Origin of the sequence: Neobacillus bataviensis LMG 21833, assembly GCF_000307875.1 — a bacterium.
In the GTDB taxonomy this organism is placed as follows: domain Bacteria; phylum Bacillota; class Bacilli; order Bacillales; family Cytobacillaceae; genus Neobacillus; species Neobacillus bataviensis.
Genome location: NZ_AJLS01000182.1, coordinates 1 through 25,731, shown reverse-complemented (window position 1 = coordinate 25,731; position 25,731 = coordinate 1). Strand labels below are relative to the sequence as shown.

The 25,731-nt window shown below is 40.5% G+C and carries 20 protein-coding genes, 1 pseudogene and 2 riboswitches; of the genes and pseudogenes, 4 read left to right on the top strand and 17 right to left on the bottom strand.

The annotated features are described in order from the left end of the window. Positions 1-301: 301 nt before the first annotated feature. The 12 genes from ptsG to BABA_RS24715 all read right to left on the bottom strand — a co-directional run bounded on the left by ptsG (position 302) and on the right by BABA_RS24715 (position 17,278). Positions 302-2,359 (bottom strand): glucose-specific PTS transporter subunit IIBC, encoded by a 2,058-nt coding sequence (ptsG, locus tag BABA_RS24770; protein ID WP_007088021.1) that lies wholly within the window; start codon positions 2,357-2,359, stop codon positions 302-304. A gap of 190 nt (positions 2,360-2,549) precedes the next feature. Beyond that, positions 2,550-3,392, bottom strand: a complete 843-nt coding sequence (gene glcT, locus BABA_RS24765; protein ID WP_007088020.1) for a glucose PTS transporter transcription antiterminator GlcT — start codon at positions 3,390-3,392, stop codon at positions 2,550-2,552. A gap of 106 nt (positions 3,393-3,498) precedes the next feature. Next, positions 3,499-4,437, bottom strand: a complete 939-nt coding sequence (locus BABA_RS24760) for an ABC transporter permease (RefSeq protein WP_007088019.1) — start codon at positions 4,435-4,437, stop codon at positions 3,499-3,501. A 32-nt stretch (positions 4,438-4,469) separates the two neighbouring features. Beyond that, positions 4,470-4,625, bottom strand: coding sequence for a hypothetical protein (locus tag BABA_RS27455; protein ID WP_007088018.1), 156 nt, complete (start codon positions 4,623-4,625; stop codon positions 4,470-4,472). Then, positions 4,618-5,814: an ABC transporter permease gene (locus BABA_RS24755; RefSeq protein WP_235749804.1), complete on the bottom strand. Its 1,197-nt coding sequence runs from the start codon at positions 5,812-5,814 to the stop codon at positions 4,618-4,620. The genes BABA_RS27455 and BABA_RS24755 overlap by 8 nt, the downstream gene beginning before the upstream one ends. A 5-nt stretch (positions 5,815-5,819) precedes the next feature. Further along, positions 5,820-6,758 carry a daunorubicin resistance protein DrrA family ABC transporter ATP-binding protein gene (locus BABA_RS24750; protein WP_040347509.1) on the bottom strand — a complete coding sequence of 313 codons (939 nt, stop codon included), beginning with the start codon at positions 6,756-6,758 and terminating at the stop codon, positions 5,820-5,822. A gap of 141 nt (positions 6,759-6,899) precedes the next feature. Continuing rightward, the gene (locus BABA_RS24745; RefSeq protein ID WP_007088015.1) at positions 6,900-8,228 is read right to left on the bottom strand and encodes an NCS2 family permease; all 1,329 of its coding nucleotides are present in this window, start codon (positions 8,226-8,228) and stop codon (positions 6,900-6,902) included. Positions 8,229-8,340: 112 nt separating this feature from the next. After that, positions 8,341-8,442, bottom strand: a riboswitch (purine riboswitch). A 96-nt stretch (positions 8,443-8,538) separates the two neighbouring features. Beyond that, complete coding sequence (gene guaA / locus BABA_RS24740; protein ID WP_040347507.1) at positions 8,539-10,059, bottom strand: glutamine-hydrolyzing GMP synthase; 1,521 nt, start codon at positions 10,057-10,059, stop codon at positions 8,539-8,541. A 145-nt stretch (positions 10,060-10,204) separates the two neighbouring features. Continuing rightward, a riboswitch (purine riboswitch) is annotated at positions 10,205-10,306 on the bottom strand. A gap of 32 nt (positions 10,307-10,338) precedes the next feature. Continuing rightward, on the bottom strand, positions 10,339-12,555 hold the full coding sequence (locus BABA_RS24735) for a DUF4129 domain-containing transglutaminase family protein (protein WP_007088013.1): 2,217 nt from the start codon (positions 12,553-12,555) through the stop codon (positions 10,339-10,341). Then, complete coding sequence (locus BABA_RS24730) at positions 12,552-13,769, bottom strand: DUF58 domain-containing protein (protein WP_007088012.1); 1,218 nt, start codon at positions 13,767-13,769, stop codon at positions 12,552-12,554. Before BABA_RS24730 ends, BABA_RS24735 begins: the two co-directional genes overlap by 4 nt. A gap of 1 nt (position 13,770) precedes the next feature. Continuing rightward, positions 13,771-14,712 carry an AAA family ATPase gene (locus BABA_RS24725; RefSeq protein WP_040347504.1) on the bottom strand — a complete coding sequence of 314 codons (942 nt, stop codon included), beginning with the start codon at positions 14,710-14,712 and terminating at the stop codon, positions 13,771-13,773. Between the two features lie 448 nt (positions 14,713-15,160). Continuing rightward, positions 15,161-17,278 (bottom strand): glycoside hydrolase family 3 protein, encoded by a 2,118-nt coding sequence (locus tag BABA_RS24715; protein ID WP_007088009.1) that lies wholly within the window; start codon positions 17,276-17,278, stop codon positions 15,161-15,163. Positions 17,279-17,453: 175 nt separating this feature from the next. Between BABA_RS24715 and BABA_RS24710 the strand changes: the two genes are divergently transcribed. Further along, positions 17,454-18,368, top strand: a complete 915-nt coding sequence (locus BABA_RS24710; RefSeq protein ID WP_007088008.1) for an AraC family transcriptional regulator — start codon at positions 17,454-17,456, stop codon at positions 18,366-18,368. Here BABA_RS24710 and BABA_RS24705 read toward each other — a convergent pair. Together BABA_RS24705 and BABA_RS24700 are read right to left on the bottom strand one after the other, a co-directional pair. After that, positions 18,365-18,625: a hypothetical protein gene (locus BABA_RS24705; protein ID WP_007088007.1), complete on the bottom strand. Its 261-nt coding sequence runs from the start codon at positions 18,623-18,625 to the stop codon at positions 18,365-18,367. The genes BABA_RS24710 and BABA_RS24705 overlap by 4 nt on opposite strands. Positions 18,626-18,708: 83 nt before the next feature. Then, positions 18,709-19,869, bottom strand: a complete 1,161-nt coding sequence (locus tag BABA_RS24700) for a DUF4317 domain-containing protein (protein ID WP_007088006.1) — start codon at positions 19,867-19,869, stop codon at positions 18,709-18,711. 211 nt (positions 19,870-20,080) lie between these two features. Here BABA_RS24700 and BABA_RS24695 point away from each other — a divergent pair, with 211 nt between their 5' ends. Continuing rightward, on the top strand, positions 20,081-20,899 hold the full coding sequence (locus BABA_RS24695; protein WP_007088005.1) for a hypothetical protein: 819 nt from the start codon (positions 20,081-20,083) through the stop codon (positions 20,897-20,899). Positions 20,900-21,038: 139 nt separating this feature from the next. Here the strand turns inward: BABA_RS24695 and BABA_RS26885 are convergent. Both BABA_RS26885 and BABA_RS24690 read right to left on the bottom strand, forming a co-directional pair. Continuing rightward, a pseudogene (locus BABA_RS26885) lies at positions 21,039-21,161 on the bottom strand (neutral zinc metallopeptidase); the annotation flags it as partial. A gap of 546 nt (positions 21,162-21,707) precedes the next feature. Continuing rightward, entirely contained in the window at positions 21,708-22,124 is a 417-nt protein-coding gene (locus BABA_RS24690; protein ID WP_007088004.1) for a hypothetical protein, read from the bottom strand. A gap of 294 nt (positions 22,125-22,418) precedes the next feature. Between BABA_RS24690 and BABA_RS24685 the strand changes: the two genes are divergently transcribed. After that, positions 22,419-23,879, top strand: a complete 1,461-nt coding sequence (locus BABA_RS24685) for an alpha-amylase (RefSeq protein WP_007088003.1) — start codon at positions 22,419-22,421, stop codon at positions 23,877-23,879. 137 nt (positions 23,880-24,016) lie between these two features. Here BABA_RS24685 and BABA_RS24680 read toward each other — a convergent pair whose 3' ends face one another. Next, positions 24,017-24,802 carry an SDR family oxidoreductase gene (locus BABA_RS24680; protein WP_007088002.1) on the bottom strand — a complete coding sequence of 262 codons (786 nt, stop codon included), beginning with the start codon at positions 24,800-24,802 and terminating at the stop codon, positions 24,017-24,019. Between the two features lie 294 nt (positions 24,803-25,096). Between BABA_RS24680 and BABA_RS27890 the strand changes: the two genes are divergently transcribed. Further along, on the top strand, positions 25,097-25,731 hold a 635-nt coding region (locus BABA_RS27890; protein ID WP_007088001.1), incomplete at its 3' end, for a hypothetical protein.

Here is a 25,731-nt window from a genome sequence, read left to right as displayed (position 1 = left end):
TTCTTAATAGAAACTAAAAATATTGTTTGTTGACGTTTTTGTTCGTTTAGTTTTCAAAGAACAATTTGTTACCTCGTTCAGAAGCAACTTTACTACTATATCATCTCGCTAATACCTTGTCAACAACTTTTTAAAGTGTTTTTAACATCTTCATGTTGTTAACTCGTCATTAACGACTGCTTTAATATAATAACACCGGAAGCATAAAAGGTCAACAACAATATGATCATTTTTTATCAAAAAAAGCCAGCCCTTGCGGCCAGCCTTTTTCTTATTATAAATACTCTATTTTTTATACTACTTATTTTGTAATCTTTATCACGCCTTCTTGTTTAAGATCAACAAGACCTTGCTTCTCAATAACGACTCTTTCACCTTCTGCTAAGTTAGTGAAAACAATTGGAGTAATTGTAGATGTGGCGTTTGCTTTAACATAGTCAAAATCTACTGTTAATAATGGCTGGCCTTTTTCAACACGATCATTTTCAGAAACCAATATTTCAAAACATTTTCCTTTTAGGTTAACCGTATCAATCCCAATGTGAATTAATATTTCTCGGCCGCTGTCAGAGAGGATACCAATCGCATGTTTCGTCGGGAATAGGTTAACGATCTTTCCATCTACAGGTGACACTACCATTCCGTCTGCCGGTACAATCGCAAAGCCGTCACCCATCATTTTTTCGGCAAACACTTGGTCAGGTACTTCTGTAATTGGTTTAATCTCGCCTTTTAGCGGTGAAACAAAGATATCATCTGTTTTATGTTCAGTTTGCAATGCTTCAGGAAGTACCTCTTCAATTTGTTGTTCTACACCTTTTTCCGGTGCTTTTTCAAACACTCGAGGTCTTTTTCCTTCTATTATATTTTTCATTTGGCTCTTGATAGTTTCAGAGCGTGGTCCAAAGATGGCTTGAATATTGTTTCCTACTTCCATGACACCAGCTGCCCCCAGCTTTTTCAATTCTTCTATGTCAACATTCTGAACATCATTTACTGAAACACGAAGACGAGTTATACAGGCATCAAGATGGGTAATGTTTCCCTGCCCTCCCATAGCATTAAGAATATTATAGGGTAAGTCCTCGGCGTTTCCTTTATTGCTTACTTCATCCTCTTCTACCGCTTCCCGGCCTGGAGTCATTAAATTAAATTTAGTGATGGCGAATCGGAAGATAACATAGTAAATAACAGCGAAACAAAGTCCTAATATGATCGCAATCCACCATTTCTCTCTTCCTGGTAAGATACCAAATAAGAAAAAGTCGATGGCACCACCTGAGAAGGTATAACCTAAATGAACATTAAGGACTGCCATTAATACAAATGAGAGACCGTCCAATACAGCGTGAATAACGAAAAGGAATGGTGATACAAACATGAACGAAAATTCAAGCGGTTCTGTGATCCCTGTTAAGAATGACGTTAAAGCACCTGAAGCAAGCAGCCCGGCAACTAACTTTTTCTTCTCCGGCCGTGCTGTGTGATACATAGCTAAAGCTGCAGCCGGTAAACCAAACATCATAATGGGGAACTCTCCACCCATAAAGTTTCCAGCTGTAATTTTCACATTATCCTTTAATTGAGCGAAGAAGATTGTCATGTCTCCACGAACAATCTGACCTGCTGCATTTCTATAAGAACCAAATTCATACCAAAATGGTGCATGGAAAATATGGTGCAAACCAAACGGGATTAACAATCGCTTAATAAATCCAAAGAAGAAGACAGCGATATACGTTCCCCCGCCCATCAACCAAACAGAGGCACTATTCATAGCATGTTGAATCGGCGGCCAAATAACTAATAACAATAAACCAGCAATTAAAGATAAGCCAGCTGTCGCAATCGGAACAAAACGTTTGCCTGCAAAGAAGCCAAGAAATGATGGCATTTCAATATCGTGGTAACGATTATAGCAAAATGCTGCAATCAGACCGACGATAATACCTCCAAACACACCGGTTTGTAAGGTAGGAATCCCTAAAACACTGGCATAGCTCGGATTATCAGAGAGCATTTTCGCTGTAACACCTAACCATGAACTCATCACCTGATTTAATACTAAATAACCAACGATGGCTGCAAGCGCTGCGGCACCATCGCCCGCTAAACCAATCGCAACACCGGCGGCAAAGATGAGTGCCAAGTTTCCAAAAACGATTCCACCTGCATCTTCCATGACACTGGCCACTAACTGTATCCAATGGGCATCTAAAAATGGCAGATAGTGCAGCATTGTTTCTTGTTGCAAGGCATTTCCTATTCCAAGCAATAAGCCTGCGGCCGGCAAAAGGGCTACCGGCAGCATTAATGCTCTACCGATTTTTTGCAAGACGCCAAAAACCCTTTTAAACATTTAAATTACCTCCAGAAAATATTAAGCTTATAAAACGTTTACACTTCCTTATGAAAATGAACAATCAAAAAAGCATGAGCAAAAGGTTCAATTGAAATGAAGATATAGGGATAGAATGCCCCTAAACTTTATTTCAATTATCCTTTTCACTCATGCCTGACCGAATCAGTAACACGTAAAAAAATAATAACTATTTAAATTTGTTTTGAAGTCTCTGTAAATGCATCGTTAGATAAACGGCTTCTGCATCAAAAACTTTCTGTTTTAAGGATTGCTGCATCACTTTAATGAGCTTCCATGAGAGATTATAGCAAACCGGATATTCCACTTTCAATAGGGAAGCAATTTTTTCTGGTTCCTCTACTTTTTCACCCTTCACCACGCGGTCTATTGCAAAGCGGAGGTGACGAACGAGCCTCATATAATCGATGCCTTCTTTATCAATCTCTATTTCAAATTGTTCTTCAACCATTTTAACAAGCCTACTCACAAGCTGCGAGTGTTGATTCACGTCAGAGAGGTTTTTATTGGTAATTGCGCTATGGATATGGAGCGCAATGAAGCCAATCTCGCCAACAGGGAGAGTAATTGCGGTTTTTTCGTTTATATGTTGCACCACTTCTGCTGCTACTTCATACTCATGACGATAAAGCGCCTTTGTCTCAACAAGAAATGGGTTTCTCATTTCCATTCCTTGCGTGGCTCTTGTCAGCGCAAACATTAAATGATCTGTTAGCGAAACATGAATATGTTCATTCAACTCAGCATGTGTTCGTTCTTGGATCAGGTTAATAGCGGAAATAATAACTTCTAAAAAGTCATGATCGATAAACGGAAGCAATTTGATGTAATTTTGTTGCTCTTTCTCGCTTTTCAGCACAAACAACTTTTCAACCTCTTCGGTCTCGATATAGTCGCCTCGTTTCCGATTAAAGCCTATCCCCTTACCGATCAACACAACTTCTTCATAGGAAGGATGTTTAGCAATTAACACATTATTATTTAATACTTTATCAATTAATAAATTTGCCAAACCGTTTCCCCCGTTCCTATTTATACATTCACATTTAATGTTATAAGACGCTTCACCGGAAGTCAACGGCCATTTTCGACAACTTTTTTAAAACACAGTTGGGGAATTATTCAAATTTTATTCCCTTTAAGCCTATGAAAAAGAACAATGCGCTAAATCCAAACAGTGCTGCCGTATCCTTAAGTAACGTTCCAGTATGCAGGCTGCCGCTGATGATTTCTTTAAAACCTGACATTGCCCATGTCTGCGGTACACCTAAGGCAATTTTCTGCATGATCTCCGGTACCACATCAATCGGCCAATAAACACCGCCAAGCATACAAGTGCTGACGATTAAAACCGCACTGATCGCCGAGGCCTGTTGTTTCGTTTTAACAAGTCCAGCAATCATCATACCGAAGCCCACCACACATAGGATAACAAGGGAGGCAAACGGGATTAAATAGGTGAACCTGCCCCAGCTTGTATCAAACATAAGATTCATGGCCGCCATCAGTACTGCAAACTGTATCCACCCCATGAAAAAGTATGCCAAAAGATACCCTAAACTTATTTGCAGCTTGGTGGCAGGAGTAATCATCAGCCTTCCCCAAGTTCCACCAATCCGTTCATCAAGGATGGCCGAAGCAGCGCCTGATAGACCAAACATCATAAACATGATGGCAAAACCGACAAACATTAGATTAATTGCCACGGAATCATTCGTATCTTTTTGAATGATTTGCCTATCGACCGTCACCCCTTTATTTGTTGCAATAGTTTCTAGCACCTTAGAAAAAGCACCCTCTTCTAGGTTCGCAGTAGCCTGATATGAACGTAGAATAAGCCCTGCCGTTCCCTCTACATGGTTAGATACCGCTAGATAATTCTCTGTTTTCCGCTGCACGATGATATCAAACAAAGGTTTCTTTTCTGTGATTCGCTGATTGAGATCCTCCGGGATAACTACAGCGGCAACAACATCCTGGGAAGACACATTTTTTTCAGCCTGTTTTTGTGATGCCTTTTTCCAGTCAAAATTACTGTCCTGCTTTAATAGTTTCACAATCTCTTTGTTGACCTCAGAATCTGCAAGTACTAGTTAACAATTGGTTTGTTCTGTTCCGAATTCACGGAAATGCCGCCGAAAATCCAACTAAATAAGGCAGGCATCACAAACATTAGCACTAATGATCCAGGGGTTGTAAAAAACTCTTTTAAATGAAGCGTTACAATTGTCCAGATTTTACGCATATTTACCTCTCCTTTCTACTGAAAGGCGAATTAAACCAATTACAAAAAAGAGCAATCCTAAGCCGATGGAGCCGCCGATTGCCGGAAGAATCTTGGTCAATGCTGCGCCAGACATCAAATCCAAATACGTTTGCAACGCAAGCCCATTCGGCAAAAATTTCGTAGCGAAAACGACCCAATCAGGAAAAACATACAACGGAACCATACTTCCGCCTAACGCAGCCATAATTTGCGTACCAAACATTCCGGCAACATTAAAGGCTTTTTCTGTTTTAATCATGGAACCTGCTAAAACGCCTAGTCCGCAGGCATTTATGACAAATGCCAACGTCATAATTGCAATACCTGAAATGGAAGGGCCCCAATCAACTCCAAAAATAATCCGTGTTCCCGCAATGATGATAAACGCTTGTGTTAAGCAAATAATGATTAATCCAAGTAATTTTCCTAGAAGATAATTTGGATAGGTCAGATTTGTAAGCAGCAATCGTTGATACACATCTTGCTCTTTCTCGAGGATCATGGTAGAAACACCTTGAACGACTGTCATCAATAAAAACATCACACCCATAGCGGCAGCGTAATATTGAAACGAACTGACCGGCTTGGTTTTTGCATCGACAGTCGTTTCTTTTACAAGCGGCTTCTTTCCATATCCCTCTTGAACAGAGCTGTTTTGATTCCCACCCTGCACCGGTTGAGCTAACCCCGCCGCAGCCGCTTCAATGGGAATCGTCCGAGAAAACTGCTCAATCACATTTTGTACGATGGTTGAGTTAATAAAGGTGTCAGGCACCGAAAGAAGTTTTACTTTTGTGCCTTTTCCGGTCATTAATGATTGGGTGAAGTCTTTTTCGATGATGATTCCGACGGTGAGTTTGTGGTCTCTGATTTTTTTGTTTAGTTCATCTTCTTGGTAATATTTCACCCGAATTTGTTTGGATAAACTTTTTGAAAAAACTTCGTCCGTTAGCACTTTGCTAAGCTGACCTTGATCTAGATTTACAACCCCAAGTGTAAATTTTTTAATTGTAATGTCTTCGTCTTCCTTCATCATATTTCCAAAGGCCGATCCCAAAATAGCAATTAATAGAAGCGGCATCAAAATCAGGGTTAAGAAAGCTTTTTTATCACGAGCGACAAGTACTAAATCCTTCCACGCAAGCCACCAAAATTTCAATGTTCCCACACCCCCTAGTCCCGCAAATTTCGTCCGGTCAAATGCAAAAAGACACTCTCGAGGTTTGGTTCCACAATATCAACAGCTGTAATCTTTGTCCCCGTTTTTGTCACCGACTGGATAAACTCACTTAATATCAATTGTGGATCTTTATGAAATACTGTTACTTGATGATCCTGAACTTGAACAGCCCCTGGCGAAAAATCCCCAGATAACGCCTGTGTAATCTGTGCCGCATTTGCACTCTCTTTATCAATGGTTAAGATTATTCGCGATTGATCACCAATGGATTCTCTCAGCTCACGTAAAGTACCGGAAGCAATTAATTGACCATGGTCAACAATTCCAATCCGTTCACAAAGGTATTCCACTTCCTCCATATAGTGACTTGTATAAATAATCGTCATCCCTTCACCGTTTAAACGTTTGACCGTTTCCAAAATGTGATTTCTCGACTGCGGATCGATGCCCACTGTCGGCTCATCCATGATTAATAATTCCGGTTTATGTAAAATCGCCGCACCGATATTGACACGCCGCTTCATTCCTCCAGAAAAGGTCTCCACTTTATCCTTTGCCCGCTCAGTTAATCCAATAATCTCGAGTACTTGATCCACACTTTTCTCCAACTCGTTACCGGATAAGTCATACATCCTTCCCCAAAACTTTAAATTCTCCCGCGCTGACATGGATTGATAAAGCGCAATTTCCTGCGGGACAACCCCAATCCATTTTTGGGCTTGCTTCGGGTTTTTGACGACATCAATGTCCTTCATTCGAATTTCACCTGATGTGGGTGGAAACAACCCAGTAATCATATGAATTGAGGTTGATTTCCCCGCTCCATTTGGCCCAAGCAAGCCATAAGACTCCCCTTTTTCTACTGCAAACGATACACCCTTCACGGCCTCAAAATCCCCAAAGCTTTTTCGTAAATCCTGAACGGTTAGCATGCTCATAAGCTACCACTCCTTATTTCTTTCATTTTCTTACACTACACATCATACAGAAGAGAGATGGCGAATTTTGTAAAATCATGTCTTTTACAAAAATAAAATAGGAACTGCGACCCATCCGCAGTTCCCTTTCCCACACTATTTCAAGAAGATAAAATAAAGGACAAAAATAACAAAGAATAAATACATGATGGGATGAATTTCCTTGATTTTCCCTTTAACCGCCATTGTGATTGGATAGAAGATAAAACCCATGGCAATCCCAGTCGCAATACTATAAGTTAGCGGCATTGCCACCATTGTTAAGAATGCTGGAACAGCAATCTCAAACCGTTTCCAGTCAATTTTTCCTAAGGAAGAAACCATCAAGACCCCAACAATGACCAATGCTGGTGTTGTCACAGGTGCGGTGATGACCGATAATAATGGAAAGAAGAAGAGCGATAAAATAAATAAGGCACCGGTTACTAATGAAGCAAATCCCGTTCTTGCACCTGCCGCAACCCCCGCCGTTGACTCAACATAAGAAGTGGTTGTCGATGTTCCAAGAACAGCCCCAACGCTAGTAGCAATGGAATCTGCAACGAGTGCTCTTCCTGCATTAGGAAGCCTATTATCCTTCATTAAGCCCGCTTGGCTAGCAACCGCAACAAGCGTCCCGGCATTATCAAAGAAATCAACAAACAAAAACGTTAAAACAATTCCAAGCATAGTTGTTGTATAAAATGAACTATCGCCAAAAGAAGAAAATGCGGCCCCAAAGGTTGGCGCTAAACTAGGAACCTGCCCGACTACTTGGTGCGGCATTTTAATTTCACCAAAAATCATTCCGACAATCGCTGTCAAGATCATCCCATAAAACACGGCACCTTTAATGCCTCGTGTCATCATAATGACCGTTACGACTAACCCGAAAATCGCGAGTAGTGGGCCGCCTGCCGTTAAATCACCTAATCCAACAAGTGTGGCATCGTTATTAACAATGATTTGTGCACTTTGCAGCCCAACAAAGGTTATAAATAAACCAATCCCTGCTCCAACTGCATGCTTTAAATCAATTGGAATCGCGTTAATTATTTTCTCACGAAGTCCTGTTAACGTAAGTAAGAAGAAAAACACACCCGAAATCAACACCGCACCTAGTGCATGCTGCCACGGAATCCCACTGCCTAATACAACAGTGAAGGCAAAAAAGGCGTTTAATCCCATCCCTGGTGCTAATGCCAGCGGATACTTCCCTAGCAGTCCCATGATAATCGAGCCGATGGCAGATGCTAAAGCAGTAGCAACGAATACGGCACCATGATCCATTCGTAATGCATCCGGAAAATCTTTTATAGCCGCCAGTGATAAGGTTAAAGGGTTAACCACAAGTATATAAGCCATCGCTAAGAAAGTGGTAAATCCACCAATCATTTCTCTACGATAATTCGTTCCATGTTTCTCAAACTCAAAATATTTCTGCATTCCTCTTCCCCCTATAAATCTTTTCTTTATTATGCAAAAAAGACGCTCTGGCAATTCTACCGGAGCGTCTGACTTTAGGCATGTGCAATAAATAGAGGAAAAGAATGCCTCTTTATTCAAAACACTGCCTCGTAGTCAAGCCATTTACGGTGGCTCGGTAGAAACTTTTGGGCCATATTCCCAACTTTATACGATGCAATTATATAAGTTCCTTAATACATTTTTTATTTTAGCAGAGGAATTAGAGCTTGTAAACAAAAAATACGAACAATGTTATAGAAAAAAATAACATTGTTCGTATTCTGCTAATCTATTCCCACTCAATCGTGGCCGGCGGCTTGGAAGTGATATCATACACCACTCGATTGACGTGTGCTACTTCGTTGACAATCCGAGTAGAAATAACTTCAAGTACATCCCACGGAATCCGTGCCCAATCGGAAGTCATCCCATCAATCGAAGTGACGGCACGGATACCGATCGTGTAATCATACGTTCTGGCGTCGCCCATAACTCCGACACTTCGAATGTCCGGCAGCACCGTGAAGTATTGCCAGATTTCGCGGTCAAGCCCGGCTTTTTTAATTTCTTCGCGAAGGATCCAATCTGAGTCGCGGACAATTTCAAGTTTTTCATCAGAAATCGCTCCAAGAACACGAATCCCAAGTCCCGGCCCTGGGAACGGCTGTCTCCAAACGATATCATCCGGAATACCAAGCTCTGTACCAAGTGCGCGAACTTCATCCTTAAACAAGGTGCTCAACGGTTCAATTAATGTAAACTGCATATCTTCCGGCAGACCGCCGACATTGTGATGCGATTTAATCGTTTGTGCGGTTGCTGTACCGCTTTCGATAATATCTGTATAAAGTGTTCCTTGTGCCAAAAACTCGATCCCTTCAAGCTTTGTCGCTTCATCATCAAATACATAAATAAATTCATTACCGATGATTTTTCGCTTTTTCTCCGGATCGGATACACCCTCAAGCTTTGATAGGAACCGTTCTTTTGCATCCACCTTAATCACGTTCATATGGAAGCCTTCGGAGAAAGTCTTCATGACACTGTCCGCTTCATTTTTTCGAAGCAGGCCGTGGTCAACAAAAATACAAGTTAGCTGGTCGCCAATCGCTTTATGGATGAGAACAGCAACAACGGAGGAGTCGACCCCGCCGCTTAAAGCACAAAGAACCTTTTTATCGCCTACCGTCTCGCGAATCTTCGCCATTTCCATTTCAATGAAATTCTCCATTGACCAATCGCCGCTAGCGCCGCAGACATTAAAGACGAAATTCTTGAGCAGCTCATTGCCATAAACTGAATGGCGCACTTCCGGGTGGAATTGAACAGCGTAAAGCTTGCGTTCCTCATCGCTCATCGATGAAATCGGACAAGACGGGCTTGTGCCATCAACGGAGAACCCTTCAGGAGGCTCGACAACCAAGTCTCCATGGCTCATCCAAACCGTCTGTTCCGCAGGCAGACCCGTAAATAGTGCTGATTCCTGCTCGACCGATATCATGGCTTTGCCGTACTCACGGTGCTCGGCTTTTTCAACCTTCCCATTGAAATGAACGGTCATTAACTGCATCCCGTAGCAAATTCCGAGAATCGGCAGACCCATGTCAAAAATGGCTTCATCACAGCGGAAGGAATTTTCATCATACACACTGTTCGGGCCGCCGGAAAAAATAATCCCCTTTGGATTCATTTGGCGAATTTCTTCTGCCGTAATCGTATGCGGATGTAGTTCACTATAAACACCGAACTCCCGAATCCGGCGTGTAATTAACTGATTATATTGACTTCCAAAATCTAAAACAACAATCATATTTTGCTTTTCCGTCAAAGCAGCCACCTCAATTTTTTAAATTTATTACTTAGCTTTTACAAAAATGAATATAAAAAAACTAGAATTCTCCCCTCCTACAAAATATCAGGAAGGCAGAATTCTAGTTATCTCGCAAAATCACCGACAGAAAAAACTCTGCCTTCATAGTCAGGCCATTTATGGCAGCCCGGTAGAGACTCTCGAACCATATTTTCGAGGATATATGAAGAAAACGTTCTATTGAATTGTTCTTATTGTATCAATAGGTTGTTTTTTTGGTCAAGTGATTGTCTTTTTAATTAAATTTTCCCATAATTCACGCGACCCTTTCCATGCTCCTTTTGGAAGACTTTGCTGATACAAATATTGTTCATAAAGATAAGTCAGCCGGGTCATCTCCCGCGTTGAAAAGAACGAATCAATATAACGGGCATAGTTCCTTAGCGTTTGGTCTTCTTTCCGTTTTAAGCCATAGCGGTCAAGCTGATTTAGTAAATCCAAATATGCTGCACCAATACTTTCGTCTTTTTTCTTGAATCTGTAAAGCAGCAATAATCCGTATGGAATCCACTTTCCGCGGATTCGATAAAGCATTGCCGCAACCACTGTGAGGATAACGAGAATAAGGGCGACACTTTTCCACGTATTCTTTATGAGTAATTTTGCTTTCGTCCAGCTGCTTTTCAAATCAAAAGACTTGTTTGACTTTTTAGCATTCTTAGATTCATCCCGTTCTTCCTTCTGAGGCTTTTTAACAGGTGGCGGCGTTGTTTGCTGATTCGGAGATGCCGTGCCATCCGTTGCATCATAACGGATCATAATCTCATTGGAAAAACCTTTTGTCGGTTCAAATGGAACCCAGCCTTGATTTGGAAAAAAAACCTCCACCCAGGAATGGGCATTATTGTTCGTCACTTCGTAATACTGTTTTGACGAATCATCCGCACTATACTTTAAAAAGTCCCCGCCAGTATAACCCTTTACCCAGCGAGTTGGGATCCCAAGTGTCCTTAACATAACAGCCATCGAGGTGGAAAAATTATCGCAATAGCCCCGCTTGGTTTCAAACAAAAATTGATCAACATAATCATCATTGGTGCCAGGCACCGCAACATTTTTTTGGTCATAGGTGAATCCCGCATTGCTAAAATAACTTTCCACCGCTTTCGCTTTGTCAAACCAGTTCAATTTTCCAGCAGTAATTTCCACTGCTAAATCTTTGATTCTTGGTGGTAATCCTTCAGGCAAAAACGTAAACTGCTGATAAAAATATGGTGACGAATCCATACTTGTCGTTTGTTTTAAATCCTTTTCCATATATTTTGGAACTTCATAGTCAATTGAAAAAGTTTTTGGGACAATAGGCATTTGCTCATGACTATAAAAGCTAATTCTTTCGTTGGTTGTGTCAACGACGAACCGATTGCCATTTGGATCAGAAGGCTGTATCGTCAAGATTTTCTGTATGCCCGCAGGGTACATGATGAGGTTGTAACGATACTTTTCATGGATCGAAACAAGAGCAGTTTCCTTTATCGTTTCCACTGTATCAGGAATAGAATACACGGGTACGAGATCCTCCTGTTTATAGGAGGTAGGAGTGGAACCAGACGCATTCCAGCCCTTTCCCGTATACATATCTTTTGTCTCCATCTTCCAGTAATTCTTCCGGTCTGCCTCGTACGTAAACACCGGGCTGCTGTCGGCAATAAACGGGCCACCAAGTGCTTCATCATTTGTCCCATAGCCAATTCGCTGCGGACCTGCACCATTCCCTCCGCCTGTACCGTCTTTAGGGTTCTTTGCGGTAAAAAAAGGAACTGGATCCGGCCATTTTGGTGCGGCTTTTGGTGCCGTAATTCCCACTGCCACACTAACAGCAATCATCACCACCAGCGGCGCCATCCATTTTCGAAAAAAACCTGGCTCACAGTTCACGTTTTCCTTCTTGATAATCCTTAGGAAAGTTAGGATCCCCATCACAGCAAACCCCGCAAGTACTGTTCGAACAATCGCCGCTTTTGCACTATAAGGCGTAAACGTATCCAAAACAGTAATATAAACCAAGGTCATAAAAAAGAAAATAAAAATCCGCTTCCGTTTTAGGAGCCAATAATCAATTAGGTATACCATTAACCATAACAGAATAAAAAATAACAGCGTCCGAAATTCATCGGATAGGTCGTTCCACTGTTTCCCCACTAATAGCCCCAAGTTGTTGGCAATATCCACGATAAACGATTTCAACCAACTCAACTGAAAGAAGCTTTCATCATAATAGAAACGTTTAATTGAAATCAAAATAAATAGAAACTTGATCAACGACTGCCAAATCTTTTTTAGGCCAAAAAAAGAAACGGCAATAGACATCAGCAGGAAGAGGATAAACGTCTCAATTTTACCTGTGTTTGTTAATTGTTCAACCGGCCTCAGCCATTCCCACAAAAGGAAAAAGCAAAGCGTGTATAACAGAAACGAAGGGAAATTCCTTTTCATGATCGGAACACCTCCGAAAAGGCTGCCTGAAATTCGCCCTCATGAACCATAACCACTCGTACCCCTCGTGCATTTGCGATTGCAACAAGAGACCGTTCATTTTCTGATGGCGATTCCTTTGTCCCTTTAATGAGAAAAAGGGTAATGGCGCCTTTTCTTTTTCCAAGAAAGCTTGCCTTTTCAATTAAGGGCCTCGTTAATTGCGCAGTAACCAGCATAAACGAGACCGTTTGCAGCATGAATTGTGCCTCTGTATCCAGCACCTTTTCAAAAGGTCGCACGCTTTTTGCTTCAATTTTTGCCAGGTGATAAAAGAGCTGTCTTAGCTGTTGTTCTCCGCCACGAATGGGAAAGGAGGCTCGTTCATTACTAATCGTTAACAGTCCCGTTTGCGCCCCCTTTTTCAGAATGGCTCGTACAAGCGAAGCAGTAAAGGAAACGACCGGTTCAAAGCGTTTATCCGGTACACAATCCATGACAACAAACACATCATGAGATTGCCGCTGTTCAAATTCCTTCGTCATAATTTCGTTTCGTTTCGCAGACGCTTTCCAGTTAATCCAAGAAAAGCGGTCGCCCGGCTGATAATCCCGTACCCCAATTGCCATGGTGGTATCGCGCTGCACGCGCTCCCTTGAAGCGGTTAACCCTTGATCAAATTGATTCTCAAACGGTCGGTATAAAAGCTCCGAATATGCGGGATATACTATGATTTTCCCAGCAGCTTCAACGGTCTTTTCTTTTTCAAATAACCCAAGCGGGTCACCCGTTTTTAAAATAAAGGAGTTGAAAAGGTGTTCCCCACGAGGAAGCTCATCAATAATATATTCATAGGAAAATTCTTTCTTCAGGCCGGGAAGTATAAGTGTCTTTGCTTTCTTTTGTTGTGGAGCATATTTCAACACATCACCCATTTGGTCTTCGATGAGCAAATAAAATAACGGAAATGCTCTCGGGCGCTTTACAGTTACAGTCACCTTCAAAGCTTCTCCGGCATTGTAATCCGATTTCGGCAATTCCCTTGTGACTTTAAGTTCATATAAGGAATAGAAGGATAAGGCCACACCATAAATGGCAAACGGCAAAAAGCTATAAAATAAAAACCAGCTGACAAATCCCCCTTGGAACATGGCATACGAGAAGGTTAGGAGAATCAAAAAGAGCAATAGGACAAACTTCCATGCCTTTTTGAATGGAATCCATAGTTTTTTCATTTTATTTCACTAACCTTCGGACAGGTACTGGAATCCTAGCGATGACACGGTTAACCACTTCTTCTGCTGTAATCCCTTCGAATTTCGCCTCTGATTTTAAGATAATCCGATGAGACAAGACAAACGGGGCTAAATATTGAATATCGTCCGGAAGAACATACTCACGGCCATACATATAGGCATAGGCCTGAGCAGCTTTCATTAAGGCGATGGACCCCCTTGGGCTTGCGCCTAAGTAGACACTGCCATGTCCCCTTGTACGGTTTACAATATCAACAATATAGCGCTTGATCGTATCATCAACGAAAACGTCTTTCATATCTTTTTGTAGGGCGAGCAGGCCTTCAAGATCAATAACGGGGTACAAATCCTCAATTGGCGCCACTTTTTGGGCTCTGTTCAGCACTTCAATCTCTTCGTGTAAATCTGGATAACCCATCTTCATTTTTAATAAAAAGCGGTCAAGCTGTGCCTCCGGAAGTGGGTAGGTGCCTTCGTATTCAATCGGGTTTTGTGTCGCCATCACGAAAAATGGTTTATTCAATTTATGGGTCACCCCATCAATCGTGACGCTAGCCTCCTCCATCCCTTCTAAAAGCGCCGATTGCGTCTTCGGCGAAGTTCGGTTGATTTCATCGGCGAGAATGATGTTACCCATAAGCGGGCCAGGGCGAAATTGAAATTCCATCTCTTTCGGATTATAAATCGAGACGCCGGTGACATCGGATGGTAACAGGTCTGGGGTGAATTGAATTCTACGGAAGTTGGCATTAACAGATCTGGCTAGGGCGCGGACCATCATCGTTTTTCCGACACCAGGTACGTCCTCTAGCAACACGTGACCTCCTGCCAGTAAGGCAACAAGGCTCAGCTCAGCGACATTTCTTTTTCCAATCATCACCTTTTCAATATTGGCGATTATTTTTTCTATCGTGGGATTCATTTGTTCATAGGACAAGGGAATTCCTCCTCAAGCAGTTCTATACCGTTTTATGGCATGCTATCTATTAATTCTATTTTTTTTTGGAAAATTCCTGTTAAAAAGACACACAATATTCAAAATCGGTGGAACTGACAACTTTGATGGGGAAATAATAGGCATGCTCGTGAATGATAAAGGCTTCTATTGGACATTTTTATTGAGAATCGTTGAAGTTTTGTCCATTAGAGCTTTTCTATTGGACATTTCCATCGGCAATCGTGAAGTTTTGTCCATTAGGGCCCTTCTATTGGACATTTCCATTGGAAATCCTGAAGTTTTGTCCATTAGAGCCCTTCTACTTATATGTAACACTGGAACAAAAGAAACTCGCCAAATCAAATCGGCGAGTTTCTTTATTGTTTTTTAATATAGATGTTGCTCGGAAGTTCCATATGCCAAACTTTAATGATTAGTATGTTAGCCCATGACCAAGTTTATAGATATTGCCATCGCTATCTTTATAAGCATATGAGAGTCCTTCAGGCATAAAGTTGTCCTTATCGTAGCCCGGTACGTCATTTCTTGACACACAATCACCATTTTCATCCACTGCAATAACTTCTTCACTCGCAGGTAATGTCAACGGTAAAACACCGACTGGACGGAAATTACCCGCCATTACCTCATATTGGGCCTTATAATACGTGTCGTATCCTGCAATTAATACATCTGCCAATGGTTCAACATTTCCAAGGATCCAAGGAAGGATGACATTCACACTGATAATGACTTTTCCTCCACGAACATGGATACTGTCAGCAACTTCCTTTAGATGACCCATACCATTTAAGGTAGTTTCTTGATACGTGGAACCGTCCAAAGCAGTTAATGTCTTATTCTCACATATTTCAAGTTCTAAAAGCCCAGGTGTCGCGTTGAAATATGCGCCGGATTTTGGACTTAAAAACAAAATAGCTGTATCTGCTTCCTCATAGTTATCGGTCAAGGTAAATTGGCCTAATTCTTGGCATTCCTTCCTTGCTTTTTCCGTGTAAGAAGCGGCTCGTTCAGGCTCCTTGTGGAAAACTTCCACATAAACCTTCTTAAGCTTTTCGGCTGTTAAAGGTAATGTCTGATTACTATTTTTTAGAACAGTGACCGACTTTTTGTGTGCTTCATATGCAGCTTCCCAGTTTGCTTGATTGCTCACCACTGAAGTAGCATTTTCTGTTGAAACATAGGTACGGTCATCAAATAATCCTAAAGTAAACATTTCTGTAAGAAGTCGTACATTTGCTTCATTTATGCGTTTTTCACTGATCCAGCCATTTTCGATGGCCTTTTTCAGATTTCCAATATCATTTGTATCAGAGACAAGATCTGTCCCTGCATTGATAGCTTTTGCAAAACGTTCCGCCTCGCTCTTGTCTTCAACGCCCCAGCTCATTTTATCTGTGACACCACTATCGCTATTTATATAGCCTTTGAACCCAAGTTTACCTCTTAGGATATGCTGTAAGAAATAATGGTTAAATGTAAAGCCAACCTCTTCGAAAGGAATATCTTCTCCCTCAAATTCTTGAACCACGCTTTTTTTAATGCTAGGGATTGAATAATACGGCATAAAGGATGAAGATCCATGGTCTACTGCAGCCTGAAACGGCGGCAAGTGATACTTTTCTAAGCTGCCCGGAGTTGGGTATAGATTCCACTTACCCTCTTCATAATGTGGATCAAAGCCATTTTCCCTTGCACCTCCGCCCGGAAAATGCTTCGTTGTCATCGCAATACTTTGGTTTCCTAATTTCTCCCCTTGAAATCCATCAATGAGGCGACCGATCGCATCCGAAATAAATTCCGGATCCTCACCAAACGTACCATAGATCCGCTGCCACCTAGGGTCTGTGACGGTATCCGCCATATACATATAACCCTTTCTGATTCCAACAGCATCCCACTCTTCACGCGCTATTTCAGCAAATTGGCTAATAAGCGATGCATCACCGCCATTTTTGATATCTCCTTTAGCTGCGGCAGCAAGCCCTAAAGTTCCTGGCCAAGTAGAAAAAATTCCGGCTGCATCATTCATCCCAAAGATGAATTCTGTATTTTCATTTCTTGAATTTGAAGCTATTAAACAAGGAATACCAAGACGTGTGCCTTCACATATTTCATTCATTTTGTTAACCCACTCTGCCATTTCAGCTGGGCTCCAGTTGTCTCGTAGAATGAAGTGGCGTAAATGCATGTTTTCAACGGTATGTGTGGTGCCATATAATTTCGCAGAAGCAAAAATAGTTTCGCCCTTTTCCACAATCGCTTCATCTATCACACCATCATGACTTGTCTTACTCTTATCTTTTTGAGAAAGCCCCATACCACGGGAATTAATAAGCATCATACCCACTTTTTCATCGATATTCATCAATGAGACTAGGTTCTCTGCACGTTCCTTTGGGCTCAAACGCCAATCCTTATAAGGTTCTAATTTCCCGCTATTATTCAAATCCTTAAATTTCAATCCATCAACTTCAATGATATTCTTGACTTTGACTTCTAACTTAGGTTGTTTATGGTTAGATTCCACATTAACGCCTCCCAAACTTGGACTACCTCTCATAATGCCCCCCGAGTGCATTACCACTCCATGCATATTGAATTAGTATTCCTTTCTTTAGTGTTATAATAACAACAAAAAGTTAAAAATAAATGATGTTTATTGCTAAAAATATTGTAAATATTGCTATAGAAGGTGACAGCAAATGATGCAATCTGATCTTATTCCGGTAATAAATAAAGGTTTTGAAATTCATTACTTTAGTAAAAAAAATCAACCCCATGCCTGGCTTAAGAAATATAACGAATCAGCCGAAAAATTCTCCCTCATAGAGTCTTTGTTCCAATTGCACAGGCACGATGTTTTGGAGGTTCTTGTATTTTTAGATGGGGAATGTGAATTCTTTTGTGAAGGAAAAACCTATTCCTTAAGTAGAGGGGATATTGTCGTGACTCCTCCTTATGCTGTTCATAAGGCGAATGTTAAGAATTTCGATACCTATGAACGCATCATTGTTAGCGTTAGTGAGCATTTAATGGACGACTTTCAATCTAGTTCACCACCTATGAAAGAGAATATTAATTATCAAAAGACACAAGGTTCTCACGTGTTACGTCTGCATTCAAAAAATTTCCAAGATATCATTTCTTTACTTCAAGAAATAACGAATAGAAAAGAAAGCGGCGAAGATCATTTTTCCTTTACATTACAGTATCTATTATTTCAAGCACTTCAAGTCATCTTCGATCCTACGAGTAGTATGCCTAGCCTTAGTAACTCGGATGAACTAGATCAAAGGTTCATATCGATACTCGAATACATTGAATCACATTTGACAGAGCCTGATTTAAGTTTAGACACAATCTCTGATCATTTCCATTTAAATAAATACTATTTTTCTCATTACTTTAAAAATAACATGAATCTGCCCTTTTACCGTTATGTATCATTAAAGCGGCTATCTTTTGCGGTAACGATGATTAAACAAAATCAGATCTCTATAGAGGAAATCGCCTTGAAATGTGGTTTTCCTGATTATTCGAGTTTTTACAGACTCTTCAAAAAGGAATACAATCTTTCTCCGAAAAAACTTCAAAAAGAATATAAAAATTTATATTAAGATCCGTCTAGCACATAGTGGGCCTTATGAAGGACATTTCTTTCGACTTTTACAAAGTTTTGTCCTTCATTGGCTTCATCAAGGACATTTCTTCCGATTTTCACAGAGTTTTGTCCTTCACTGGCTTCATGAAGGACATTTCTTCCGATTTTTACAGAGTTTTGTCCTTCATCCGCTTCATCAAGGACATTTCTTCCGATTTTTACAGAGTTTTGTCCTTCATCCGCTTCATGAAGGACATTTCTTCTGATTTTCACAGAGTTTTGTCCTTCATCCGCTTCATCAAGCCAAGTTTTCCAAGCTTATTAGTAGTGAATAGTTTGTCTTTTTGAGAAGCCCACTACAGTGTCCCCGATTCCAGCCGAAATCCTTCCACGATCACGTCTTCATCAACCTCAAGCAATAGGCACCGTTTTCCTTCGTACGTAATATATTTTACATATTTCAAGTCTTTCGGGTTGATGGATACATCGGCTACCTTCGTATTGATTTTGATCGTTTTAGGAACTAAACTGCTTGCTTTGAATTCATGCTTTTCATCTTCCACAACCTTCTTAAAGGCATGCTCCACTTTGGCCGTTTCTACATTTTCAACCCCACTTACCGTTAAGATCCGTTCGATATCCCGAGTATCCAATGTAGGCATTTCACTTTCTTCATTTTCCTTATTCTCCTGGACAAGCTTATCAATTTCCTCATAAACATTAGAAATGACTTGGGAATCGACTTCGTCTCCAATCACTTCTTTTAAGATGAAATCAAAGCAGTCCTTATCTTCCTGGGCCGTAATGATTTCTTCACAATTAAGAACTACTTCAATAAATCCGAAGTCTGGTTGGTTTGCTTTTCCTGCACAATACAGAATATGGTTCACATCTGCAGCATTGTCATTAAACGCTGGAAAAAGAAAGCCTGACAATGGAGAGTCTAAATTAATAATCGGATCAAAGAAATTATGCGATTTGAATTCCTTCTCGATATAATCAAACGTCAAGGCTTTTTTCGGCTGATCGGTTTTATTCAAACTGCAAAGGATAAACTCGTTAGAATAGACCTCGTCATTCCCGCCTTCTTCAGATTCCATATTCCGTTTCCGTGTCGGTTTACGATATTCTCCCCGGATAAACGTCACTACCGTGTCAAATTCATAAACTGTATGGGCAAACATTTTCGTAACGATTTCCAGCATATATTCCTTCCAATCGTCCGATGTATCTGCCTGCAGCCCTTCAAAAAGGAACATTTGGGTGCTGTCCTCCACATCGCGGATGAATTTCAACTCAAACAGTTTGGCATCAAGATGTCCTGTCAGTACCTTTTTGAAGTTTGCTAAAAATAATTCTTGTGCTTCCTGCTCTAACATTTGAAATGGCTGACTGACATGATGGTAAATCTCACCTGATTCTTTCTGAACATACACATTGAAGATTTCACGAAGGTTCATCAGATGATTATCTAATTTAAATTGCTTGCGGATATTCGCAATGTCTTTTTTATTCATATATCTCAACTCCCATTTACTCATTATACTAAAGGAAGGTAGAATTACTCTATTGTTTTACAACTACCTAATTGTTCACAAAGGTTACATAAATTATCCATTTATACATTTATTATCACGCTATAATAATGGATAGTCCCACCTAAATTCTCCTTTACACCTCTCTTTTCTTTTCAAAAAAAATCACTATGAAAGCAGGTAGATTCACTTTATGAAGAACATTTGTGACGAGAAAAAACCGCAGGTTACCGTAGCAATAAAGTATTTTAAAAATCCTAAAGAACATGAAGATATGGTAAAAAATTTGGAGATAGGTGCTAAGTTTGACATGAGGCACCGAGGACATTTTTTATTTTATGGGAAGGATTTTATCACTTATAAGCTTGAACGCCCCTATGACAATGACCGCAATGAATTTCTCCGTATCCTATCAAATTTCATGAGCAATATCTTGGAAGATCAATGCCCCTCCTCATGGAAAAAGTGCAAACGACCATTCTGGGAGGAATTAATATTCACCCACTTACCTCATGTCATGAGAATTACCCCAGACCAAAAACAAGTTGAAACCTTCCTGTCCCAATTAAAAATGTTTATCCAGTGGCTAGACAAGCGGGTTGGCACTACTTGGTCTCCAATCGTTGATAAGTATTCAAAAGAGGCTGTTTCTGACCTAAAAATGGCTGAGCATGTACTAAATGCTCTTTTTTTGAAAGACTTCCCGCAACTTCATCAGAAAGACTTTAGCCTCAAACAAGATTTCGAAAAAATCGAACAGAATTTCGAGCAATATACTAAAACCTTGGATAGTCTCTTCGAAGTGACAAGTATCATTGACCAGATTACGGTATTAACAGAATTCAATAGCAATCGAACCTATTACGTAAAAGGTTTGCCAACCCATTTAATCGTCCCTGGTCTTATTATGATTGGCGGAATTGGCCGAAAAAGCGGAACCCTTCTATGGGAGTGGTTTCAAACAGAAGGAATCTATCCGCAAAAGGGGAGGAAATATCTTAAACTTATCTAGTTAAGCCATTTGGTAAGTCAGCTCCCTTTCTTAAAAGGGGAACTTTTGGCAATACTCTCGAAAAATAATAAAAAGGATAAAATTGATGGCCGCCGCCTTTCAAATTTATCCTTTGCAATTTCTCCTAATTATTTATAAATTAAAGGTTTGCGGCTTTAAAAGTATCTCCGCCCTCAATCGTTCCGTTTTCAAAACCCTTGTAAAACCAGCGCTTCCTTTGCTCAGACGTTCCATGTGTAAAGCTTTCCGGAACCACATAGCCATATTAGGAGCAAACAAAAAACACTTCCTCATTTTTTTCGGGCTCACTTTTGGAGTGCAAATAGGGAAAAATAGGTCAAATCACTCTATCATTCGCAAGTCTATCATCATTTAATTCGCGGTATATTTCACATAAGTTTCCACAAATGATAATTTAGGACAGTTCGCTTACTTTCCTAGTTAATTTTGAGCTTCCTCGGCTTTATGAAGGACTAATCCTTTCGTTCCTTTACAGGATTAGTCCTTCATCCCCTTCATGAAGGACTAATCCTCATGTTCCCTTACAAGATTAGTCCTTCATTGCCTTCATGAAGGACTAATCCTTTCGTTCCCTTACAATATTAGTCCTTCATTGCCTTCATGAAGGACTAATCCTTTCGTTCCCTTACGAGATTAGTCCTTCATCGCCTTTTTGAAGGACATTTCGCGAATTACCTTCAAGTAGAAAAGTAAAACCATCCAATCATTTCACAAAAAAATGAAAAAGGAGGTTTTCCATAAGTTTGCTCAACTCATGGAAAACCTCTTATTTTTATAGTCCCTTGGCTTATTTCCCCTTGGAAATGGCATTATAATTTTTGAGTTTTGAAGGAAGTCTTTTCTTTTTTAAGTACTTTTCGTTAAGGACAACGACTTTCCTGTTCTCAGTGGGTATGTATTTTCTATAAACCGATTTATATTTTTCAAATGCAAGGTGTCCAAAAATATAAATGGGTAAGATCATCAACAAGAGGATTACAAATTGTAATAACAGATTGGATTCATTCCCAATAATATAAATACTCATAACAGCATTTGCCCCAAAAGAAACCATTAAGGTAATAAGGACATTACATATATGAAAAGGGAACACATCCTCTTTTTCTCCAAACATTCGCTCGAGTTCATTCTTGAAAACAAGCGTAATAAATACCGATACCACCATGACAATAAGGGAAACAAAATATGTAAGAACAGTGTACATTTTTTCCGCCCCTCGCTCTTTTATACTCATTATAACTAATTTATCGCAGGTGGGAAAATATTGTGGAAAATCCCCCCTAATATAAATTAATTTCCCTTACTCACTTTATATTCCCGCCCCCTATTAAATTACACACTTTTTTTCCTTTTCTATTAATCTTGGATTCTCTCTCATCAATTCACTTAGAAAACTACAAGTGACTATTTAGATATATTTGTTTTCGCTGGATTTTTTTGTGTCAAACAGGGTAATCATTCATATATCTTTTGAATGATGGACTAGGAGGATGGCAACATGGAAAAAAACAATACGATCATGCAATTTTTCGAGTGGCATATAGATCCAGATGGCGGCCACTGGAGGCGACTGAAGGAGATGGCCCCAGAATTAAAAGGAAAAGGAATTTCCTCCATTTGGATACCACCAGTAACAAAAGCGACCTCGCCTGAGAATAATGGCTATGCGCCATATGATTTATATGATCTGGGTGAATTTAATCAAAAAGGATCCATCCGGACAAAGTACGGGACTAGACAAGAACTACTAGAAGCAATAGCTGCCTGTCAGGATGTCGGCATGAAAGTCTATGTAGATGTAGTAATGAACCATAAAGGCGGTGCTGACGAGACCGAATTCATTAAAGTGATTGAGGTGGATCAGGCAGACCGGACCAAAGAAATATCCGAACCCTTTGAAATTGAGGCTTGGACAAAATTTACTTTTCCAGGACGTGAGGGAAAATATTCTTCTTTTGAATGGGGTCATGAGCATTTTAACGGAACTGATTATGATGAAAAGACGGGAAAATCGGGAATATTTAAAATCCTTGGAGATGACAAGGATTGGAGTAATCATGTGGATGATGAATATGGGAATTATGACTATCTTATGCTTGCCGATATTGACTATGAACATCCTGACGTAAAAAAGGAAATGATAGAATGGGGAAAATGGCTTACCGATACCCTTAACTGCGATGGATTCCGCCTTGATGCAATCAAGCATATTAATCACTATTTCATTCGTGAGTTTGTGGAAGAGATGTGCAAACACCGTGGAGATGATTTTTATTTTGTCGGAGAAGTCTGGAAACCTGAACTTCATGCCTGTCAGAAATACCTTAACCATATCGATTATCAGATAGATTTGTTTGATGTCCCCTTGCATTATAAGCTGTATCAAGCTTCCATCGAAGGCAGCGATTTTGATTTAACCAGCATTTTCGACGATACCCTTGTAAACTCCCACCCCCAAAATACAGTTACCTTCGTTGATAATCATGACACACAGCCTCAAGAATCCCTTGAATCGTGGATTCAGGACTGGTTTAAGCCAAGTGCCTATGCCCTGATTCTCCTTAGAAAAGATGGAAATCCATGTCTGTTCTATGGCGATTATTACGGCATCGGAGGTCCAGAGCCGGCAGAAGGTAATAAAGAAATCCTGGATCGCCTTCTATTTGCCAGGTATGATAAAGCATACGGGGAACAGCATGATTACTTCGACCATCCCAATACTATTGGCTGGGCTCGGATGGGTGATGAGGAGCTTGAACACTCAGGTTGTGCAGTCGTCATCTCTAATGGAGAAGATGGAGAGAAAAGAATGTACGTGGGTGAAAGGAAGGCTGGAGAAACATGGGTGGACCTCACAAACTCAAGTGATGACCAAATTACTATCGAAGAAGATGGATATGCCACTTTCCCGGTTAACGGTGGCTGCGTATCCGTTTGGGCCTACCATCCTAAGGAATAAGATAAATTATATGTACAGACTACAGGCCATTTAACAATTTTAATAGCACAAACAAAATGTCCACTGGAGGTGGACATTTTGTTTGTAGTGTCTTTTTGTGGTGTCAGGCACCGTTTATAGTATTGGTGTATTGTTTATTATAAAAGGGATTCCGCCCCGTCAATGTATATTTCGCTACCGGTAATGTGGTTTGACTGGTTGGAAGCAAGGAATAGTACTAGGTCAGCGACTTGTTCAGCTTTTCCCGGTTTGTGTTCCAATGGTTGGTTCCCTTCTGGGTATTCAATGGGGATTTCCACTTTTTTTAGTTTTTCATTTTCTTTCCATGTGTTTTCATTGATATTTGTTTCAATCGCACCTGGGCAGATCATATTAACTCTAATCCCATAGTTGGCAAGCTCCAGAGCGGCCATTTTCCCAAAGCCCATCTGGCCAATTTTCGATGTACTATATGCAGACATTCCAATATTTTTATAGATCCTGTTCCCATTAATTGAACTAGTAATAATGATACTTCCCCCATCTGTTTTCAAATACGGGATCGCATATTTTACCGTTAAAAAGGTACTCGTTAAGTTATTGGAAATGGTTAAATCCCATTCATTCGGCTCCAAGTCTTCAATGGGCGCCACTTCCCCATTAATCCCCGCGTTTGCAAAGACAACATCCAGTCTTCCCCACTGATCAATGGTTCTTTTGTAACAGTTCTCTACTTCCTCCGGGTGAGAAACGTTGGCTTCCAAGACAAGCGCTTCACCTCCCATTTCTTCGATTTGGTTTTTCACTTCTTCCACGTTTTCTTTATGCAAATCTACTAAAGCAATCTTTGCCCTATTTTGAGCAAGCTTTAGTGCAGCAGCCCTTCCTATCCCTGAACCAGCCCCCGTAACAATAGCAACCTGATTTTGAAGTAGATTCTCCACGTTAAAATTCCTCCTTTAATGACGATGTATATTACTATATCCACCTTAGGGATTTTGAAACATACAGTTTATAATCGAGATTTTAAGAATTCTACATTCGGCTGCTCTTGACTGGTACCTCCTTAATAGAAAGGACTCCTATTTAAGATTTCAAAAGGAAGAGAGATTCAGGATGAATAATGAAAGCTGAGAAACAAACGAGCAAAAATGTAAAAATCTTCCCAGCCCTTAAGTAGTTTCCTATATAATAGTAGGGAATTGATTCCATCGTTATATAAATAGGGGGTTTTATATTTGGCAACATATTTTAGCTGGGTAGGATTTATCATCACAGCATATTTTCTCATTTCCGGAATCAACGGACTCAGAAGACGAAATCCGAAAGCAAAAAGGAATTTCTTATGGATGGTAATCGGGCTGATTATTTGGCTATTTGCATTAGGTAACTCGATTATCTTGGGCTTGTTTGTTCTGGGTCTTTTTGCTTTTATCTTCTTTCTCATCGCTGGTGTTCTGGCACTATTTAAAAGAAACGGAAAAGCGAAAAAGAGATTCCTTCTCATGCTAGGGGCAATGGCCATCATGCTAGGAAGCGCTGTAGTGCTTCCTAACGACAAGAAGGAGACCAATTTGCAGGCGTCAGAAGTAAAGGTAAAATCAAAGGAAGAATCTAAGAAAAAAGCAGCCGCATTAGCTAAGGCTAAAGAGGAAGCAGAGGAAAAGGCGAAACAAGCCGAGCAAGCCGAGCAAAAAGCAAAGGAGGAGGCAGAAGCTAAAGCAAAAGCTGAGGCGGAAGCCAACGCAAGGGCTGAAGCAGAGGCTAAAGCAAAAGCTGAGGCGGAAGCCAACGCAAGGGCGGAAGCAGAGGCCAAAGCAAAAGCTGAAGCGGAAGCCCAAGCAAGAGCGAATGCAGAGGCTAAAGCAAAAGC

Bases quoted from the DNA above. Each gene is read 5' to 3' on its own strand.
- BABA_RS24735 (WP_007088013.1), bottom strand. From the start codon at position 12,555: ATGAAAAGGAATTTCCCTTCGTTTCTGTTATACACGCTTTGCTTTTTC.
- BABA_RS27455 (WP_007088018.1), bottom strand. From the start codon at position 4,625: ATGCGTAAAATCTGGACAATTGTAACGCTTCATTTAAAAGAGTTTTTT.
- BABA_RS24725 (WP_040347504.1), bottom strand. From the start codon at position 14,712: ATGAATCCCACGATAGAAAAAATAATCGCCAATATTGAAAAGGTGATG.
- BABA_RS24695 (WP_007088005.1), top strand. From the start codon at position 20,081: ATGAAGAACATTTGTGACGAGAAAAAACCGCAGGTTACCGTAGCAATA.
- BABA_RS24745 (WP_007088015.1), bottom strand. From the start codon at position 8,228: ATGCAGAAATATTTTGAGTTTGAGAAACATGGAACGAATTATCGTAGA.
- ptsG (WP_007088021.1), bottom strand. From the start codon at position 2,359: ATGTTTAAAAGGGTTTTTGGCGTCTTGCAAAAAATCGGTAGAGCATTA.
- BABA_RS24690 (WP_007088004.1), bottom strand. From the start codon at position 22,124: ATGTACACTGTTCTTACATATTTTGTTTCCCTTATTGTCATGGTGGTA.
- BABA_RS24730 (WP_007088012.1), bottom strand. From the start codon at position 13,769: ATGAAAAAACTATGGATTCCATTCAAAAAGGCATGGAAGTTTGTCCTA.
- BABA_RS24685 (WP_007088003.1), top strand. From the start codon at position 22,419: ATGGAAAAAAACAATACGATCATGCAATTTTTCGAGTGGCATATAGAT.
- BABA_RS24750 (WP_040347509.1), bottom strand. From the start codon at position 6,758: ATGCTAACCGTTCAGGATTTACGAAAAAGCTTTGGGGATTTTGAGGCC.
- BABA_RS24700 (WP_007088006.1), bottom strand. From the start codon at position 19,869: ATGAATAAAAAAGACATTGCGAATATCCGCAAGCAATTTAAATTAGAT.
- guaA (WP_040347507.1), bottom strand. From the start codon at position 10,059: ATGATTGTTGTTTTAGATTTTGGAAGTCAATATAATCAGTTAATTACA.
- BABA_RS24710 (WP_007088008.1), top strand. From the start codon at position 17,454: ATGATGCAATCTGATCTTATTCCGGTAATAAATAAAGGTTTTGAAATT.